Below are 15,896 nucleotides of genomic sequence, written 5' to 3'. Positions count from 1 at the left end.
GGCTGCGCGAATGCCGTTGCCAGGCATTTGTTACTGCCACGCATAACTGTTTGTGCTCCGCGGCCGTTCACCGCCGCGCTGGACTCACCTAGATTTGCCTCCATCGACCACGTTGGTTCGATTGGCGCAAACGCCAAGGTCAATCCAGATACGAGAGGTTCATCATGAGCACAACGCAAACCACCCAATCCACCCAGCACCCCCAGGCCACGCAGAAGGTCGCGATCGTCACTGGCGCATCGCAGGGCATCGGCGCGGAACTGGTCAAGGCATATCGTGAACGCGGCTACCGCGTCGTCGCCACGGCGCGCAGCATTCGCCAGGCCGACGACGCCGGCGTGCTTGCCGTGCCCGGCGACATTGCCGATCCCGACACCGCGCGCCGGGTCGTCGCGCAGGCCATCGAAGCGTTCGGCCGTGTCGACACGCTGGTGAACAACGCCGGCGTCTTTATCGCCAAGCCGTTCACGGCTTACACCGCGGAAGACTTCGCCACCAAGGTCGGCGTCAATCTGGCCGGCTTCTTCCAGATCACCCAACTGGCCGTGGCGCAAATGGAAAAGCAAGGCGGCGGACACGTCGTCAGCATCACCACGAGCCTGGTCGACCACGCCATCGACGGCGTGCCGTCGGTGCTGGCATCGCTGACCAAGGGCGGCATCAATGCTGCCACCAAGTCGCTGGCGATCGAATACGCCAGGCGCGGTATCCGCGTGAACGCTGTCTCGCCCGGCATCATCAAGTCGCCCATGCATGCGCCCGAAACGCACGAGGCGCTGGGCCAGCTGCACCCGATGGGCCATATGGGTGAGATGAGCGATATCGTCAACGCCGTGCAGTTCCTGGAATCGGCCCCGTTTGTGACCGGGGAAATCCTGCACGTCGACGGCGGCCAGAGCGCCGGGCACTGAGCGCTGCCCACCCGCCCGGGGCCGTGCCGGCAGCGCCAATGCGGCACCGGCGCGGCGACCGAGGGTAAACCCTCTTATTCCGCGCCCATGCGTGTCGACGAGCTCACCTAGACTGGAAGTTTTCGCCACTCGACAACCCTGCAGAGGAACGCACATGGCCGCGATTGAAGTGAAGGTGCCCCAGCTCTCCGAATCCGTTTCGGAGGCCACGCTGATCCAGTGGAAGAAGCAAGCCGGCGAGGCCGTCAAACGCGACGAAATCCTGGTGGAACTGGAGACGGACAAGGTAACGCTGGAAGTGCCCAGTCCCGCCGATGGCGTGCTGGCAAAGATCGTGCAGCCGGACGGCGCGACGGTGCATGCCGACGAAGTCATCGCCGTGGTCGATACCGAAGGCAAGGCAAGCGCCGCACCCGCACCATCCGCTGCAGCCTCCAAACCGGCCCCGGCACCTGCCGCAAAGCCGACACCTGCTCCTGCGGCCGCATCGGTCTCCACCTATGCCTCCGCCCCAGCATCCGCGCCCGTCACCACCGGCGGCGCACCCGCGTCTGCCCAAGCCGATTTCGATGTGATCGTGGTCGGCTCGGGCCCCGGCGGGTACATCGCGGCAATCCGCGCTGCGCAGCTTGGCAAGAGCGTGGCCTGCATCGAGGAATGGAAGGATCCGGCCGGCAAGCCGCGGCTCGGCGGTACGTGCCTCAATGTCGGCTGCATTCCAAGCAAGGCGCTGCTGGCGTCGTCCGAGCATTTCGAGCAAGCCAAGCACGGGTTGGCCGAACACGGCGTTCAGGTGAAAGGCGTGACGCTGGATCTGGCGCAGATGATCAAGCGCAAGGCCGCGATCGTCGACAAGTTCACGGGCGGCGTCGAGTTCCTGTTCCGCAAGAACAAGGTCACGTGGATCAAGGGACATGGCAAGCTCAAGGGCCGTCGCGCTGACGGCGTCATCGAGGTCGAGGCCAACGAAGGTGGCGCCGCCAAGCCCTACACGGCGCGCAATGTGATCGTCGCCACGGGATCCAAGGCACGCCATCTGCCCAACGTGCCGGTCGACAACAGGATCGTGGCGGACAACGAAGGCGCGCTTTCCTTCGATTCCGTGCCAAAGAAGCTTGCCGTGATCGGCGCGGGCGTGATCGGGCTGGAGCTGGGATCGGTCTGGCGTCGCCTCGGGTCCGAAGTGACGATATTGGAGGCGCTCCCCACCTTTCTCGGCGCCGTGGACGAGTCGATCGCGCGCGAGGCAGCCAAGCAATTCGCCAAGCAGGGACTGACGATCCATCTGGGCGTCAACATCGGCGAGGTAAGCACCACCGCCAAAGGCGTCAGCACTGCCTACAAGGACAAGACCGGCGCAGACCAGAAGCTCGATGCCGACCGCCTGATCGTATCGATCGGGCGGGTGCCGAATACCGATGACCTGGGGCTGGACGCCGTAGGACTTGCCACCGACGCGCGCGGCTTCATTCCCGTGGACGATCAGTGCCGCACATCGACGCCGGGCATCTATGCGATCGGCGACGTGGTGCGCGGCCCGATGCTGGCGCACAAGGCCGAAGACGAAGGCGTGATGGTGGCCGAGGTGATCGATGGCCAGAAGCCGCATATCGATTACAACTGCATTCCATGGGTGATCTACACCGAGCCCGAGATCGCCTGGGTAGGCAAGACCGAAGCGCAATTGAAAGCCGAGGGCCGCGCCTATCGCACCGGTCAGTTCCCGATGTCCGCCAATGGACGCGCGCTGGGCCTGGGCCGGCCAGAGGGCTTCGTGAAGATGATTGCCGACGCCAGCACCGATGAACTGCTGGGCGTGCATATCATTTCGGCCAACGCATCGGACCTGATCGCCGAAGGCGTGGCGGCGCTGGAATTCAAGGCCGCGTCCGAGGACATCGGCATCATCAGCCACCCGCACCCGTCGCTATCCGAAGTGATGCGCGAAGCCGCACTGGCCGTGCAGAAGCGGGCGCTGAACATGTAGGCGGCCGGCGCATCCGTCGCTCGCCGGCGCGGGCGGCGGCGCGGCCCCTGTCAGCTCAAACCTGCGGCGTGGCGCTTGCGGTAGTCGGCAGGCGTGACGCCCACCACGCGCAGGAAAGCGCGCCGCAGGGTATCCACGCTGGAGAATCCACATTCGGCTGGCTGCAACCTGCTTGGGCGCCAGCGCGCCGTCTTCGAGCAATTCCCGCGCCGCCGAAATCCGCGCGGCCTCGACCCAGCTAGCGGGCGTAACGCCGACGTCTTCCTGAAACAGCCGCGAGAGATGGCGCGCGCTGACACCGATGCGCGCCGCCAGGCTCGGCACGTCATGCGGCATCGCCGGATTCGCCGCTACCCAGCGCTGCAACGCCTGCAGCGCGGACCGGTTCACCGCGGCTGGCACTTCGCGCCGGATAAATTGCGTCTGCCCGCCCGGGCGCTTGAAGAACATCACGAGCTGACTGGCGACCCTCAACGCAATCTCGCGGCCAAGATCTTCCTCGACCAACGCCAGCGCCAAATCCATTCCGGCTGTGACGCCAGCCGCGGTGCGCACCTTGCCGTCGCGCACATGAATCGCATCCGCATCGACTGCGATCTTCGGGAACCGCTCGGCCAGCGCCTGCGCGACGGCCCAATGCGTGGTGATGCGTCTGCCGTCAAGCAGGCCCGCCTCGGCCAGCAAAAAGGCGCCGCTGCACACTGACCCGAAACGCCGCGTGGTGGGCGCGGTGCGCCGTAACCACCCTACAAGCGGCGCCGGCGGCGCTGTATCGCCGATGTGTGGCGCACCCGCCACCAGCAGCGTGTGCAGGCGCGGCAGCCGGTGCGCATCCGGATCGTCGTCGATCGCAACATCGGGCAGAAGCCGGACGCCCGACGAGGCACGCAACGGCCCGCGGCGCGGCGCAATGACGACCGGACGATACACCTCTGCGCCGGCCTGAATATTGGCCTCGGCAAACACATCCAGCGGGCCCGATACGTCCAGCAACTGAACCCCTTCCACCGCCAGCAGACCGATATTTCTGACCGCACGCATGACTAATGTCCCGTTTTACCTGGAATGTCCCAATTCATCGTATCACGACGTTTGGAGACATCCTACCCGCAAGCCATACTCAATTTAACCCGAACCGAACAGGAGCCGATCATGCGTTTCACCGTTGGCGACATCGCCATTCCAGACAGCCAGTTGGCCCGCGAAATCACCGAACTCGTGCGCGATACCGAGTCGCCGCTGCTGTTTCATCATTCCAGCCGCGTCTACTACTGGGCGGCGCTGACCGGCCAGCGTCGCGCCCTGCACTACGATGCGGAACTGCTGTATGCCGGCGCGATGTTTCACGACATGGGCCTCATGCCCGCGCACAGCAGTCATGACAAGCGCTTCGAAGTGGATGGCGCGAACGTGGCGGCCGATTTCCTGCGCAGCCGCGGCATCGGCGAGCGCGAAGTGGAAAAGGTCTGGCTATTGCGCTGCACACCACGCCCGGCATTCCGGAATTCATGGCGCCCGAGATCGCACTGGTTACCGCCGGCGTCGAAATGGATGTGCTTGGCATTCGCTACGACAACTTTGCCGATGCCGACCGCGACAGCGTCGTTCACGCGCACCCGCGCCCCGCGCATTTCAAGGAAGACATCATCGAGGCGTTCTACAACGGCATCCGGCACAAGCCCGAAACCACGTTTGGCAATGTCAAGGCTGATGTCATCGCCGACAAGGAGCCGCATTTCCATCACGGCAATTTCTGCAGTGTGATCCGGCAATCGGCCTGGAAAGGCTGATGCGCCTGGCGCGCCTGCCAACGGGTACGGCGCGCGCGATATCAGCCCACGTAGCGACGCAGCACCGACGCCAGCATTTCCTCGCTGGGTGGCTTGCGCAGCAGCAGGTCGATGCCGGCCGCACGGCAGGCGCGCTTCCGCGCCGCATCGACGGTGGCGCTGATCGCCACGATCGGCATCCGGCTGGCTTGTGCGCCCGCGCTGCTGCGTCCGTCGCGCGCGCCCTGCTCCGTCTCGCGCACGGCGCGCGCCAATGCAAAGCCGTCCATGCCGGGCAGATCGAGATCGGTCAGCAGCAATGACGCGCCGTGCTGCAGCGCGGCCCACGCCTGCTTGCCGTCCTCACACGCCACGAGGTCGCAGCCGCCGATCGTGCGAAGTTGATGTGCCATCACGAACAGGCAGACGGGATGATCCTCCGCCAGCACGATGCGCGGCAAAGGCGCGCGGTGGTTGGCGCAAGGCTGGGCAGGGGTGGAAGGGGTTGCGGACACGGCAGCGAGATCCAGGAAGGCATTCGGACGATCTCGTTATTGTGAAGGCCGTGGCCGCGCGCAGGTTACGGAAATTTCCGCAAGTATCGGCTGAAACGTCGGAATTTGAGGCTCAACCCACGCGGTTGCGCAGCGGTTCGCCCTGCCGCCACCTGCGCAGGTTGTCCAGGAAGATCTCGACCACGCGCGCCGCGTTGCCATCGGAGAACCCCGCGCTATGCGGCGTGGCGATGACGTTGGGCAGCGTCCAGAGCGGCGACGTCGGAGCCAGCGGCTCATGCGCGTACACATCGAGGTACGCGCCGCCCAAATGCCCACTGCGCAAGGCGCCGATCAGTGCGTCTTCGTCGACGACCTCGCCGCGCGCCACGTTGATGAGCCTTGCACCGGCCGGCAGCAGCGCCATCGCGCGGGCATCGATCAGACCGCGTGTGCGATCCGTCAGCGGACACGCCAGGATCAGCCAATCGGTGCGCGGCAGCACCGCGGGCAACTGTTCGAACCCGATCGATGCGATGCCGTCGCCAGCCGGTGCGGCATGCTGCCTGACCGCTGTCACCGACAGCCCCAGCACGCGCAGCACGCTACCGATCTGTTGGCCGATCGGACCCCAGCCGACGATCACGGCGTGCTGTCCCTGCAGGTCGCGTGGCAGGCCGCTGCCGATCAACGGCGCCCAGCGCTGCTGGCGCTGCGCCTCGATCAGTTGCGGAAAATGACGCGCCAGCGCGAGCAACCCCGCCAGCGCGGTTTGCGCCACGACGCCCGCATTGGCGCCCGACGACGTGGTCACGCTCACGCCACGCTGCCGCAACTGGCCAAAGATGGCGCGGTCCGCGCCGGCCGAATGCGTATGCACCCACCGCAACGAAGGCGCCTCGAGCATCGCCGTATAGAAGCGCTGCGTGCCGGGCTGGATTTCGTGCTTGGTCGACAGCCCGGTGACATCGCGCGAGACAAACGCCACCTCGGCGTCCACGGCGCGCGGGTCGTCCACGTCGGGCACGCTGACCGGCTGCCACGGTTGCCCGTGCAGCACGGCGTCAATCTCCGCGCGATGCGCGTGCAGCGTGGATGGCGACAGCAGGATGCGCAAGGGTTCAGGCATGGCGATCACTCAATCGACAGTCGCGCCGGAGGCTTTCACCACGGCTTTCCATTTGACATACTCCGCGCGCGTGAAATCGCCAAATTGCTTCGGCGATCCCCCCACGGGATCCGCGCCCTCGCGAATCATCTGCGCCTGCAACGACGGCAGCGCGTCGTTGACAGCCTGATTCAGCTTGGCAATCACATCGGCGGGCGTGCCCTTGGGCGCAAAGAAGCCGAACCAGGATCCCGCAGCAAAGCCGGGGAAGCCTTTCTCGGCCACCGTTGGGACATCGGGCAGCGAGCGCGAGCGCTTGGCGCTGGACACCGCCAGTGCGCGCAGCTTGCCGGCCTGGATATGCGCCATCACCGACGGAATGGTGGCAAACATGAACTGCACGCGACCCGACAGCAGGTCGTTCAACGCATCGGCGCCCTTGTACGGGATGTGCGTGGCCTGCGTGCCGATACGTTCGGTCAGCATGAACCCGGACAGATGCGACGACGTGCCCACGCCAGTGGAGCTGTAGTTGAGCTTGCCCGGGTTGGCCTTGGCATACGCGACGAATTCGTCGAAGTTCTTTACCGGCAGCGATGGATGCACCACCAGCACATTGGGGACATCGGCGATCTGCACCACGGGCACCAGATCGGTCAGCGGATCGTAGTTGAGTTTCTTGTAGAGCGTCTGGTTGATCGAAATCGGCCCGACCGAGTTCACCAGCAACGTGTAGCCATCAGCCGGCGCGCGCACCACGAATTCGGTACCGATGTTGCCACCCGCGCCGGGGCGGTTGTCGACGACGAACGACTGCTTGAAGCGCTGCGCCATCTGTTGGCTGACGCTGCGCGCCAGCATGTCCGTGGTGCCGCCCGCGGTGAATGCCACCACCACGCGCACCGGCTTGGCGGGATACTCCTGGGCATGCGCGGCCACGCCGTGCGCCAGCGCGGCCATCATCACGCCGGTCAGCAGCCGGCGCGCACGAATCCATCGTGGGGCAAGGTTGTTCATGGATGTCTCCGTTCCGTTTATGGTTATGTTTGTGTTCGCTTCGTGCGCGGTTGAAGGCGCGCGGCCTCGTCAGGCCGGAAAGTCGTACAGCCGCGCGGGATTGCTCACTAGCACGCGCTGCCGATCCGCGTCGTCAGGCAGCCAGCGCGCCAGCAGGTTGAACAGTGCGCCGTCATCGGGCATCTGCGCCGTTTCGAAGTAGTTGATATGCGGCCAGTCCGATCCCCACACCACCTGTTCCGCGTTGGCCGCCATCAGCGCCGCGACAAAGGGATCGACTTCGCGATACGGCGCGCCGGCCGGCTGCAGCCGGTCCGCGCCGGAAATCTTGGTCCACGCCACGCCCTCGGCCAACATTGCGCAAAGGGTCTGGAAGCCCGGGTCGTGCGCGCCGCGCGCCGTGGCCATGCGGCCCATGTGGTCGATTACCAGCGGCAGTCGCAATGCCTTCAGGCGGGGCCCGAGTTCCACGAGATCGGGCGCATGGATCCAGATCTGCGCATGCCAGCCGCGTGCCCGGAGACGCGGCGCCAGCGACTCCAGCACATCGATGCCGACGCCGTTGCGATACACCGCGTGGCCGGCCAGCTGGTACAGGTTGAAGCGCACGCCGCGCACGCCGGCATCGTGCCAGGCGTCGAGCTGTGCGTCGGCAATATCGGGCGCAGGCACCGCGATGCCGCGCAGGCGTTCGGGGTATTGGCGCAGCGCATCGATCACCACGCTGTTGTCGGTGCCGCTGGCGCTGGCGGTGACCAGCACGCCGCGCGTCAGGCCCAGTTCGTCGAGGTGCGCGATAAAGGCGTCTGCGGGATGTTCGGCAGGCGTGTAGCTGCGGTCTGCGGCCAGCGGATACCGTGCAAACGGACCAAAAACATGGGCGTGGCTGTCGCACGCGCCGGCCGGTGCGCGGAATGCGGGAGCCACCGCAACGGGCAGCGGTGGCAGGCAGGGACGTGTCATGGCGGTTCTCGCTTTGCCGATTGCGGCAGGATGGAAGTCGATCGCGACCGGGGCGCAGCGCCTACTCGGCGGCCTTCAGGCGTCCGGCGGCCGCCAGCGTCTGGGCGCGTGCGTCTTCGCGCTGTAGCGAAGCCAACAGCTCCTGTGGCGACGACGCCTGCGCCATGCTTCCGACATTGAGCAGCCGGCTTTTCACGCTGCCTTCGGCAAGCGCCTTGCGCAGCGCCGCGTTGAGCGTGTCAACCAGCGCTGCCGGCGTGCCTGCCGGTGCCAGCAGACCCGTTGCGGTAGTGGCTTCGAAATTCGCCAATCCCGCCTCACGCAACGTCGGCACCTTCGGCAACGCGGCATCGCGCTCGCGCGACATCACCGCCAGCGCGCGCAGCGCACCCGACTGAATATGAGGCGCGGAACTGGTCAACTGGTCGACGACCATGTCGAGCTGCCCGCCCATCAGGTCGATCAGCGCCGGCGCCGATCCCTTGTACGGCACCTGGTTGAGCTGAATCTTCGCGGCGTCTTCGAGTTGCAGCAGCGCCATATGGTTGGTGGTGCCCGGGCCTGCATGACCGGCCGTGACCTTGCCGGGATTTGCGCGGGCGTGCGCGAGCAGCGCCGCCACGTCCTTGAACTGTCCATTGCCGCCCTTCACCACGACCACCAGCGCCGTGGTGGAGACCAGGCCCACCGGACTGAAGCTGGCCAGCCTGAAACTGGTGCGCGTCATGCGCGGCAACACCACCACGGCATTGGGCGTGGTGACCAGCAGCGTGCTGCCATCGGGCTCGGCACGTGCAACGGCCGACGCGCCAATCACGCCGCCCGCGCCGGGTCGGTTGTCGACAATCACGTTGCGCCCCAGGTTCTGCTCCAGCGCCGGCGCAATGGCGCGCGCTACCACATCGAGATTGCCGCCCGGCGCAAACGGCACGATCAGCGTGATGGGCTTGTTCGGCAACGCTTGCGCGCGTGCACCGATGACATAGGGCGCTGCGCCCAGCGCAACGATCTGCGCCAGCATGCGTCTGCGATTCATGGTTTGTCTCCTCCACACAGGCGGTGGGCATTTATTTTTGGCAAATCGGCAAATGTCTTGCGATGGACGGGATGCGGCGCCAAGCCGGCATCCGTCGCGGGATCTGCGTCCCGTGCACCACGATGGGATTTCAGTCGCGGAAGCCAGGATCCAGACGATCGAGCTTACGCAGCAGCGCGGGCCATTCCATCAGTCCGTACGGGCGGCGCGTGCCGGGCTGATAGTTGTTCCAGGTTTCCTCCAGCACATCGGCGGGCACCTGCTGCAGCGGCGTATTGCACGACATCGCCGCCACCTGCGAGCGGCACGCCAGTTCCAGGCGGTGCATCCAGTTGAACGCCTCACCCACGCTGTTGCCGACGGTCAGCGCGCCGTGATTGCGCAGGATCAGCGCCTCGCCCTTGCCCAGATCCTCGATCAGCGACGCCTGCTCGGCGGTATCGAGCACCACGCCTTGATAATCGTGATAACCGATCTTCAGAAAGCGCATCGCCGTCTGCGTGATCGGCAGCAGGCCGCATTCGAGCGACGACACGGCCATCGACGCCCAGCTGTGGGTGTGGATCACGCAGGCCACTTCGGGACGCGCGTGATGCACCGCGCTGTGGATCACATAGCCGGCCTTGTTGATGCCGTAATTGAGCGCGCCGAAATCCGGTTTGGAAAGGATCTTGCCGTCGTGGTCCACCTTGATCAGGCACGAAGCCGTGATCTCCTCGTACATCATTCCGTACGGGTTGATCAGGAAGGCGTTCTCTTCATCGGGCACACGCACCGAAATATGGTTGGCCATCATGTCGGCCATGCCGTACAGCTCGACCAGCCGGTAGCATGCCGCCAGATCCACGCGCGCCTGCCATTCCGCGTCGCTGCACTGGTTGCGCATGGAAGGAATGCTGAGCACACCGGGTTTCGTCATGATCTGTCTCCTTGGAATTGCTGCCGATTCAATCCGAGCCGAGCGCGAGCTCGCTCGGGCGGCGTTTTTCGATGTGATACTTGAGCAGCGCTGCGCTGCGATAGATGCCGTGTGCAAACTTGCCGTACGGGAATGTCAGGAACAGCGCCATGACGATACCGAGATGCACCGCAAGCAAGGCGGCCATCGCGCCGGTGTCGCGTCCCGCCAGCAACGCGAGGCCGCTGGCGCTGGTCAGGAACAGCAGCGCGATGAACCCGCGGTCCATCGGCTTCTGGCTCGCGTCCATGGTGCGCGCATCGCGTTTCAGATTCAGCCACAGCAGCCCGGCCGGGCCGATCAGCAGACCGACGCCGCCCGCGCTGCCCAGAATGACCGGCAGGCTGAGCACCGGATACGGCGCGTGCAGGTCGAGCAGATAGTGATAGAGCGTGGCCACCGCGGTCGCCGCAAAGCACAGCATGAAACCGTAGAACGTGAAGTGGTGGAAGCGGCGGCGCAACAGCGTGAACGCGTCATCGTCGTTGTTGCAGCCCTGGCCGTGGCCGCCATCCAGATACTTGAGCCGGAGCGCGTCGTGGGCCGCGCCGCCAACCGCCGCGCCGCGCGTCTCGCCGCTGCGAACGCCAGGCGAGACGCGCCGCCAGAAGCGCGTGACGCCGATGCCCAGCGCGACCATCGCAAACACGAACACCACGCCGAACATCGCCGCCAGCAGGTTGTGCGGAAAGATCGCGTAGAAGTTGCCGGCCAGCGGCTCATGCAGCAGCGTGCCGCGCATGGCCAGCACCATCACCAGGAACAGCGCCAGTCCGCCGGCCAGCGCCAGCGCCATCGTCAGTCCGGCACGGCGATACAGTCCGCCCAGCGCCGCCGGGAACGCGTAATCGCCATAGGTTTGCACGCGCACCTTGGCCATCGCCTGCGGAATATTGACCGCGAACTCGTGCGGCGGGGCGTATTGGCATGCGTGATAGCACGCGCCGCAGTTGTGGCACAGATTGGCCAGGTAGTGGATATCGGCCTTGTTGAATTCGAGCCGACGCGTCATGGCCGGAAACACCGCGCAGAAGCCCTCGCAATAGCGGCAGGCATTGCAGATCTGCAGGGTACGGGCCACTTCGCCCTCGTCCGCGGTCAGCGGCAGCGCGCCAGTTGCAAGCGCCGCCGCCTCGCGCGTCAGCGCTTCAAGATGTTGCATATTCCTTTTCCCGTGATGCCGCGGCGCCAACGCTCGCCGCTTTTGCCGCCGCCTTTGCCGCTTCGGTGCCTGCGATGCGGCCGAACGCGGTGCCGATCGCCATGCCGACGCCGGCGGTGTAGCCCTTGCCCAGCACGTTTCCGGCCATCATTTCTCCGGCCACAAACAGATTGCGGCTGGGCTTGCCGCCGAAATGCACGGCGGCATGCTCGTCGACCTTCAGCCCCAGATACGTGAACGTGATGCCGGGGCGCAGCGCGTAGCCAAAGAACGGCGCGGTATCGATCGGCCGCGCCCAATGGGTTTTCGCTGGCGTGACGCCTTCGGTATGGCAGTCGTCCAGCACCGTGTGGTCGAACTTGCCCACGCGGCATGCGGCGTTGTAATCGCCGATGGTGCGCATGAAGGTCGCTTCGTCAAGGCTGAGCTTGCGCGCCAGTTCGGGCAGCGTGTCGGCACGCACGCCCGGAAACACCGGCGGCATGAAACGGCCCACAGCCTTCGCGTCGATGATCGAATAGCCGATCTGCTGCGGCTGCTGCGCCACCAGGCGGCCCCAGATCGCATAACGCTTGGGCCAGAAGTCCTCGCCTTCATCGTAGAAACGCTCGGCGTTGGCATTCAGCACCACGCCCAGCGACACGCAGTCGATGCGCGTGCAGATGCCGCCGTCGTACAGCGGCGCGCGCGCGTCGATCGCCACGCAATGCGATTGCGACGGATCGCCGATCGCATCCGCGCCTGCTTCGATCATGAATTTCAGCAGCACACCCATGTTGAAGCGCGTACCGCGGATCAGAAAATTGTCGGCTGGCCATTCGCCGCGCTCGTTGCGGCCCCAGGCTTCGCGCAGCCATTCGCGATTCGATTCGAAACCGCCCGCGGCCAGCACGCAGGCGCGCGCCTCGATGCGCTCGGCGCCGATGCGCGCCGCCACGAAACGGTCGCCGTCGAGTTCGATGGCATCGACCGGGCTGTTGTACCGGATCTGCACGCCCAGCTTTTCGGCGCTGCGGAAGTACGCATTGACCAACGCCTTGCCGCCGCCCATGAAGAACGCGTTGGTGCGCGCCACATGCAGCGCGCCCGACAGCGGCGGCTGGAAATGCACGCCGTGACGGCGCATCCAGTCGCGGCACGTCGACGAGGCGCGAATGGCCAGCCGCGCCAGTTTTTCGTCGGTGAGCCCGCCAGTGACCTTCAGCAGGTCCTGCCAGTACTCCTCTTCGGGATACGCGTCGACCAGCACATCCTGCGGCGCGTCGTGCATGCACCGCAGGTTGCGCGTATGGGAGGAATTGCCGCCGCGCCATTCGCGCGGCGCGGCTTCCAGCAGCATCACGCTGGCGCCGGCTTCGCGCGCCATCAGCGCTGCGCAGAGGGCGGCATTGCCGCCGCCGATGACGAGGACGTCGATCATGTGCGGACGCCCCGCCCGCGGGATTCGAGTGTGAGGATGGACACGGCTTTTTCTATGCCTTCAAGAGTCTGGTCGAGACTCTATCGGCGCCGCTGAACGCTGCTAAGCCCTTGTCCGGCATGGGGGTATCACGATTCGTGATGCCCACGGCAACGCGCCTGGCACCGCGCCATGCGTTTTCAGAACCGTCTCATATTCGCGCGACGCGATTTCCGGGAAAGTCTTGTCAACAGCACGTGCATCGCCAATACGCGAACCCGCACGAACCTTGCCCGGCTCCACAACATTCCGCCGTCATGAGCGCTACCGCAGATCCACATCCACTGCCTGCATCCGTTCCAACGCCGCCATCTCCGACACGGGCGGCCCCCTCGGCGGCGCAAGCGCGCCGCCGTACGGGGCGGCGCCGTTCGTGCCGCCGTTCGTGCCGCCGTTCTTGCCGCGCTCGGGGCCGGCACCGATGGCAGCGCCCCGCGCAGCCGGACGCCCTATGCCTCCAACAGGCGCGCCCCGCGCCATTCTCCGGAACGCACCAGTCCGCGCGCCGTGTCGGCCAGCACCACCCGCAGGGCCAGTGCCGCGGGCGACAGCTCATCGTCGGACAAGCTGCAAAGCAGGTTCTTGCGCCCGACCTGCGGATCGTCGATCTGCGCCAGGTGAAAGCGCGTTGCCGCGTCCGGATAGCGCCCCACCGCCGCCCAGGGCTGCAACGTGGCGCCAAACCCCATGTCGACGGCATCCATCAGCATGGCCAGGGAATCCACTTCCTGGATCACGCTGGGCGTCACCTTGGCGCGCGAAAACGCTGCGTCGAGCGTGCTGCGCAAGCCATGCAGACCAGTCGGCATGATCAGCGGCACGCCGGCCAGATCGGCCATGGTGCATTGCGTGGGAGGATCCGCGCGGCCTTGCGGCAGAGCCTGGCGCGACTGAATCAGAAAAAGGGTTTCCTCGAGCAGCGGCATCACCGTCCACCGGCGCGCGGCGTGGGTGTCGAACAACACGGCCAGATCGAGCTGGCGCGCGTTGAGCATGGCCGTCAGATGGCCAGAGAGGCTTTCCACGATATGCAGGCGCACATCGGGGTAGCGGTCGCGCATGGCGCGAATCAGTGGCACACCGATCACCGATGCCGTGGTGGGCGCCAGCCCGACGCTGACCGCGCCCGACAAGCGCGCCTGATGGGCGGCGCGGCGCGCCTGCTCCGCATGGCGCAGAGTGAGCTGGGCCTCGTGGAAGAACGCCAGCCCGGCCTCGGTCGGCGTGACCCCCTGCGGGGTCCGGCGCAGCAGGCGCGTGGCCAGTTCGCTCTCCAGGCGGCTGATCTGCTGGCTGACCGCCGATTGCACCATATCGAGTTCGAGCGCGGCGCGGCTCATGCTGCCAAGCTCTACCACCCGCACGAAATACTGAAGCTGGCGCAATTCCATCTGGCTCCCCCGGCAGGGCCGACCCATCCGCGCCAGCGGAAGTCGGCTCCCATGTTCTGGGGCGTCTTATACCAGATACGCCGGCGTCGCGTCCCGCGCGGCTGCCTGGGTCGGGGTCACGGCGCGGTCAGCGGACACGGGCCAAACGGCGCGTCAGGCTTCGTCGGCGCCGCTATACCAGTCCACGGTCTGGTCGAGATAGACAAGACCCTTGTCGGCCAGCGCTGGGCGCATGTTGTACATGTCCACGCCCAGCACGCCCGAGGCCAGCTTCTCGCGCTTGGCCGCCTCCAGCGCCTCGCGCTCGGCGGCCTTGCGCGCGATGTCGGCGGCATGCGGCCGCGCCACGACAACCACGCCGTCGTCATCGGCCACGATCACGTCGCCAGGTCGGACCTGCGCCCCGGCGCAAACCACCGGCACGTTGACGGCGCCCACGGTCTCCTTCACCGCGCCCTGCGCGGACACCGCGCGCGACCAGACCGGAAAGCCCATGGCGTTGAGCGTACCGACATCGCGGCAGCCCGCATCGAGTATCAGCCCGCGCGCGCCACGCGCCCGCAGCGACGTCGCCAGCAGATCGCCGAACACGCCGTCGGAGCAGTCGCTGGTCAGTGCCACCACAAGAACATCGCCGGGGCGGATCATTTCCACGGCGACATGGATCATCCAGTTGTCCCCGGGATGCATCAGCGCCGTGACCGCGCTGCCGGCAATCGCGACGCCGGACTGGATCGGCCGGATATACGGCTTCATCAGCCCGGTGCGCCGCTGCGCCTCATGCACCGTGGCCACGCCCGACGCGCCAAGCGATTCGATATCGCGCGCGTCGGCACGCAGGATATTGCGATATGCCACCGTTCTCATGCCAGTACCTCCGCCACTTGGGGAAACACCCGTGCGTAGCCCTCTGCATATTGAACCTTGCGATCCGAGTTGCGCGTCGCCTGCGCGCCGCGCTGCAGGGCCACGCGCGTGTAGTAGTCCCACAGATGTTCCTGCGCGGCCATGGTCTCGAACGCACGCTGCTTTTTCTCCCATACCGGCGAAATATCCAGCAGCACATCGGGCTTCCAGTTGCATTGCTCGGGCTGATGCGGCTCGAACAGAAACACCGGAGGCGCACCAATCACCGGTACTTCGGGCCTGTAGCCATGCGCCTGGGCAATGACGCGCGCTTCCTGCGCGACGTGCGTGGCCAGCGGATGGTCGAAGTTGTAGATGTCCTCGCGCGAGTGGCTCAGCACCAGTTCCGGCCGGATATCGCGATAGATATCGGCCAGCCGCAGCAGCGCGTCGTCCGGCACGCGCAGCGGGTAGTCGCCAAGGTCGAAGCAATCGAGCGTGCCGCCCAGGATCTCGGCCGCGCGTTGCGCTTCCTCGTGGCGCGCGGCCTTGACGCGCTCCATCGTCATCCCGGGCTGGCGCCACATCTTGGCGGATTCGCCGCGCTCGCCGAACGACAGGCAGACGATGCGGACGTGGTAGCCGCGCGCGGCATACAGGGCAATGGCGCCGCCCGCGCGCCAGACAAAGTCTGCGGCATGGGCGCTGACAACCAGAATCGAAGGCTTGGCAGCCGTGGTGCTTGGATGGGACATAAGACTTCCAGAAATCGTTGGGGCTGGCGAATCGCGTGCG

At 66.0% G+C, this 15,896-nt stretch carries 13 protein-coding genes and 2 pseudogenes; 3 read left to right on the top strand and 12 right to left on the bottom strand.

What is annotated here, in order from left to right; genetic code table 11:
• Nucleotides 1-164: 164 nt before the first annotated feature.
• Both F7R19_RS08910 and lpdA read left to right on the top strand, forming a co-directional pair.
• On the top strand, nucleotides 165-911 hold the full coding sequence (locus F7R19_RS08910; protein ID WP_150980006.1) for an SDR family NAD(P)-dependent oxidoreductase: 747 nt from the start codon (nucleotides 165-167) through the stop codon (nucleotides 909-911).
• A gap of 154 nt (nucleotides 912-1,065) precedes the next feature.
• Nucleotides 1,066-2,898 (top strand): dihydrolipoyl dehydrogenase, encoded by a 1,833-nt coding sequence (lpdA, locus tag F7R19_RS08905; protein WP_150980005.1) that lies wholly within the window; start codon nucleotides 1,066-1,068, stop codon nucleotides 2,896-2,898.
• A 50-nt stretch (nucleotides 2,899-2,948) separates the two neighbouring features.
• Here lpdA and F7R19_RS08900 read toward each other — a convergent pair.
• Nucleotides 2,949-3,939, bottom strand: a pseudogene (locus F7R19_RS08900) (GlxA family transcriptional regulator).
• Nucleotides 3,940-4,050: 111 nt separating this feature from the next.
• Between F7R19_RS08900 and F7R19_RS08895 the strand changes: the two are divergent.
• A pseudogene (locus F7R19_RS08895) lies at nucleotides 4,051-4,688 on the top strand (HD domain-containing protein).
• A 41-nt stretch (nucleotides 4,689-4,729) separates the two neighbouring features.
• Here F7R19_RS08895 and F7R19_RS08890 read toward each other — a convergent pair.
• From F7R19_RS08890 to F7R19_RS08840, 11 genes are all read right to left on the bottom strand, one after another.
• A complete protein-coding gene (locus F7R19_RS08890; protein WP_223506078.1) occupies nucleotides 4,730-5,182 on the bottom strand; it encodes a response regulator in 453 nt (150 codons plus the stop codon).
• Between the two features lie 112 nt (nucleotides 5,183-5,294).
• On the bottom strand, nucleotides 5,295-6,290 hold the full coding sequence (locus tag F7R19_RS08885; protein WP_150980004.1) for a D-2-hydroxyacid dehydrogenase: 996 nt from the start codon (nucleotides 6,288-6,290) through the stop codon (nucleotides 5,295-5,297).
• A gap of 9 nt (nucleotides 6,291-6,299) precedes the next feature.
• Nucleotides 6,300-7,286 (bottom strand): Bug family tripartite tricarboxylate transporter substrate binding protein, encoded by a 987-nt coding sequence (locus F7R19_RS08880; protein WP_407648897.1) that lies wholly within the window; start codon nucleotides 7,284-7,286, stop codon nucleotides 6,300-6,302.
• 69 nt (nucleotides 7,287-7,355) lie between these two features.
• Nucleotides 7,356-8,249 carry an amidohydrolase family protein gene (locus F7R19_RS08875; RefSeq protein WP_150980003.1) on the bottom strand — a complete coding sequence of 298 codons (894 nt, stop codon included), beginning with the start codon at nucleotides 8,247-8,249 and terminating at the stop codon, nucleotides 7,356-7,358.
• Nucleotides 8,250-8,310: 61 nt separating this feature from the next.
• Nucleotides 8,311-9,285: a Bug family tripartite tricarboxylate transporter substrate binding protein gene (locus F7R19_RS08870; protein WP_223506076.1), complete on the bottom strand. Its 975-nt coding sequence runs from the start codon at nucleotides 9,283-9,285 to the stop codon at nucleotides 8,311-8,313.
• Between the two features lie 130 nt (nucleotides 9,286-9,415).
• On the bottom strand, nucleotides 9,416-10,204 hold the full coding sequence (locus tag F7R19_RS08865; RefSeq protein WP_150980002.1) for a class II aldolase/adducin family protein: 789 nt from the start codon (nucleotides 10,202-10,204) through the stop codon (nucleotides 9,416-9,418).
• A 28-nt stretch (nucleotides 10,205-10,232) separates the two neighbouring features.
• The gene (gene tcuB, locus F7R19_RS08860; protein ID WP_150980001.1) at nucleotides 10,233-11,405 is read right to left on the bottom strand and encodes a tricarballylate utilization 4Fe-4S protein TcuB; all 1,173 of its coding nucleotides are present in this window, start codon (nucleotides 11,403-11,405) and stop codon (nucleotides 10,233-10,235) included.
• Complete coding sequence (gene tcuA, locus F7R19_RS08855) at nucleotides 11,392-12,825, bottom strand: FAD-dependent tricarballylate dehydrogenase TcuA (protein WP_150980000.1); 1,434 nt, start codon at nucleotides 12,823-12,825, stop codon at nucleotides 11,392-11,394. Before tcuA ends, tcuB begins: the two co-directional genes overlap by 14 nt.
• A 488-nt stretch (nucleotides 12,826-13,313) precedes the next feature.
• Nucleotides 13,314-14,255 carry a LysR family transcriptional regulator gene (locus tag F7R19_RS08850; RefSeq protein WP_061958014.1) on the bottom strand — a complete coding sequence of 314 codons (942 nt, stop codon included), beginning with the start codon at nucleotides 14,253-14,255 and terminating at the stop codon, nucleotides 13,314-13,316.
• Between the two features lie 153 nt (nucleotides 14,256-14,408).
• Complete coding sequence (locus tag F7R19_RS08845; RefSeq protein ID WP_150979999.1) at nucleotides 14,409-15,122, bottom strand: 4-carboxy-4-hydroxy-2-oxoadipate aldolase/oxaloacetate decarboxylase; 714 nt, start codon at nucleotides 15,120-15,122, stop codon at nucleotides 14,409-14,411.
• A complete protein-coding gene (locus F7R19_RS08840; protein ID WP_150979998.1) occupies nucleotides 15,119-15,856 on the bottom strand; it encodes a PIG-L deacetylase family protein in 738 nt (245 codons plus the stop codon). Before F7R19_RS08840 ends, F7R19_RS08845 begins: the two co-directional genes overlap by 4 nt.
• Nucleotides 15,857-15,896 lie beyond the last annotated feature (40 nt).

The sequence above is a fragment of the Cupriavidus pauculus genome, assembly GCF_008801835.1.
GTDB classification, from domain to species: domain Bacteria; phylum Pseudomonadota; class Gammaproteobacteria; order Burkholderiales; family Burkholderiaceae; genus Cupriavidus; species Cupriavidus pauculus.
Note: the sequence above shows the minus strand (reverse complement) of the source record. Positions and strands in the feature narration are given on the sequence as shown.

Excerpts from the sequence above, each read along its gene's own strand:
- F7R19_RS08910 (WP_150980006.1), top strand. The coding sequence starts at position 165 with ATGAGCACAACGCAAACCACCCAATCCACCCAGCACCCCCAGGCCACG.
- F7R19_RS08875 (WP_150980003.1), bottom strand. The coding sequence starts at position 8,249 with ATGACACGTCCCTGCCTGCCACCGCTGCCCGTTGCGGTGGCTCCCGCA.
- F7R19_RS08865 (WP_150980002.1), bottom strand. The coding sequence starts at position 10,204 with ATGACGAAACCCGGTGTGCTCAGCATTCCTTCCATGCGCAACCAGTGC.
- tcuB (WP_150980001.1), bottom strand. The coding sequence starts at position 11,405 with ATGCAACATCTTGAAGCGCTGACGCGCGAGGCGGCGGCGCTTGCAACT.
- F7R19_RS08850 (WP_061958014.1), bottom strand. The coding sequence starts at position 14,255 with ATGGAATTGCGCCAGCTTCAGTATTTCGTGCGGGTGGTAGAGCTTGGC.
- F7R19_RS08880 (WP_407648897.1), bottom strand. The coding sequence starts at position 7,286 with ATGAACAACCTTGCCCCACGATGGATTCGTGCGCGCCGGCTGCTGACC.
- tcuA (WP_150980000.1), bottom strand. The coding sequence starts at position 12,825 with ATGATCGACGTCCTCGTCATCGGCGGCGGCAATGCCGCCCTCTGCGCA.
- F7R19_RS08840 (WP_150979998.1), bottom strand. The coding sequence starts at position 15,856 with ATGTCCCATCCAAGCACCACGGCTGCCAAGCCTTCGATTCTGGTTGTC.
- F7R19_RS08885 (WP_150980004.1), bottom strand. The coding sequence starts at position 6,290 with ATGCCTGAACCCTTGCGCATCCTGCTGTCGCCATCCACGCTGCACGCG.
- F7R19_RS08845 (WP_150979999.1), bottom strand. The coding sequence starts at position 15,122 with ATGAGAACGGTGGCATATCGCAATATCCTGCGTGCCGACGCGCGCGAT.
- F7R19_RS08870 (WP_223506076.1), bottom strand. The coding sequence starts at position 9,285 with ATGAATCGCAGACGCATGCTGGCGCAGATCGTTGCGCTGGGCGCAGCG.
- lpdA (WP_150980005.1), top strand. The coding sequence starts at position 1,066 with ATGGCCGCGATTGAAGTGAAGGTGCCCCAGCTCTCCGAATCCGTTTCG.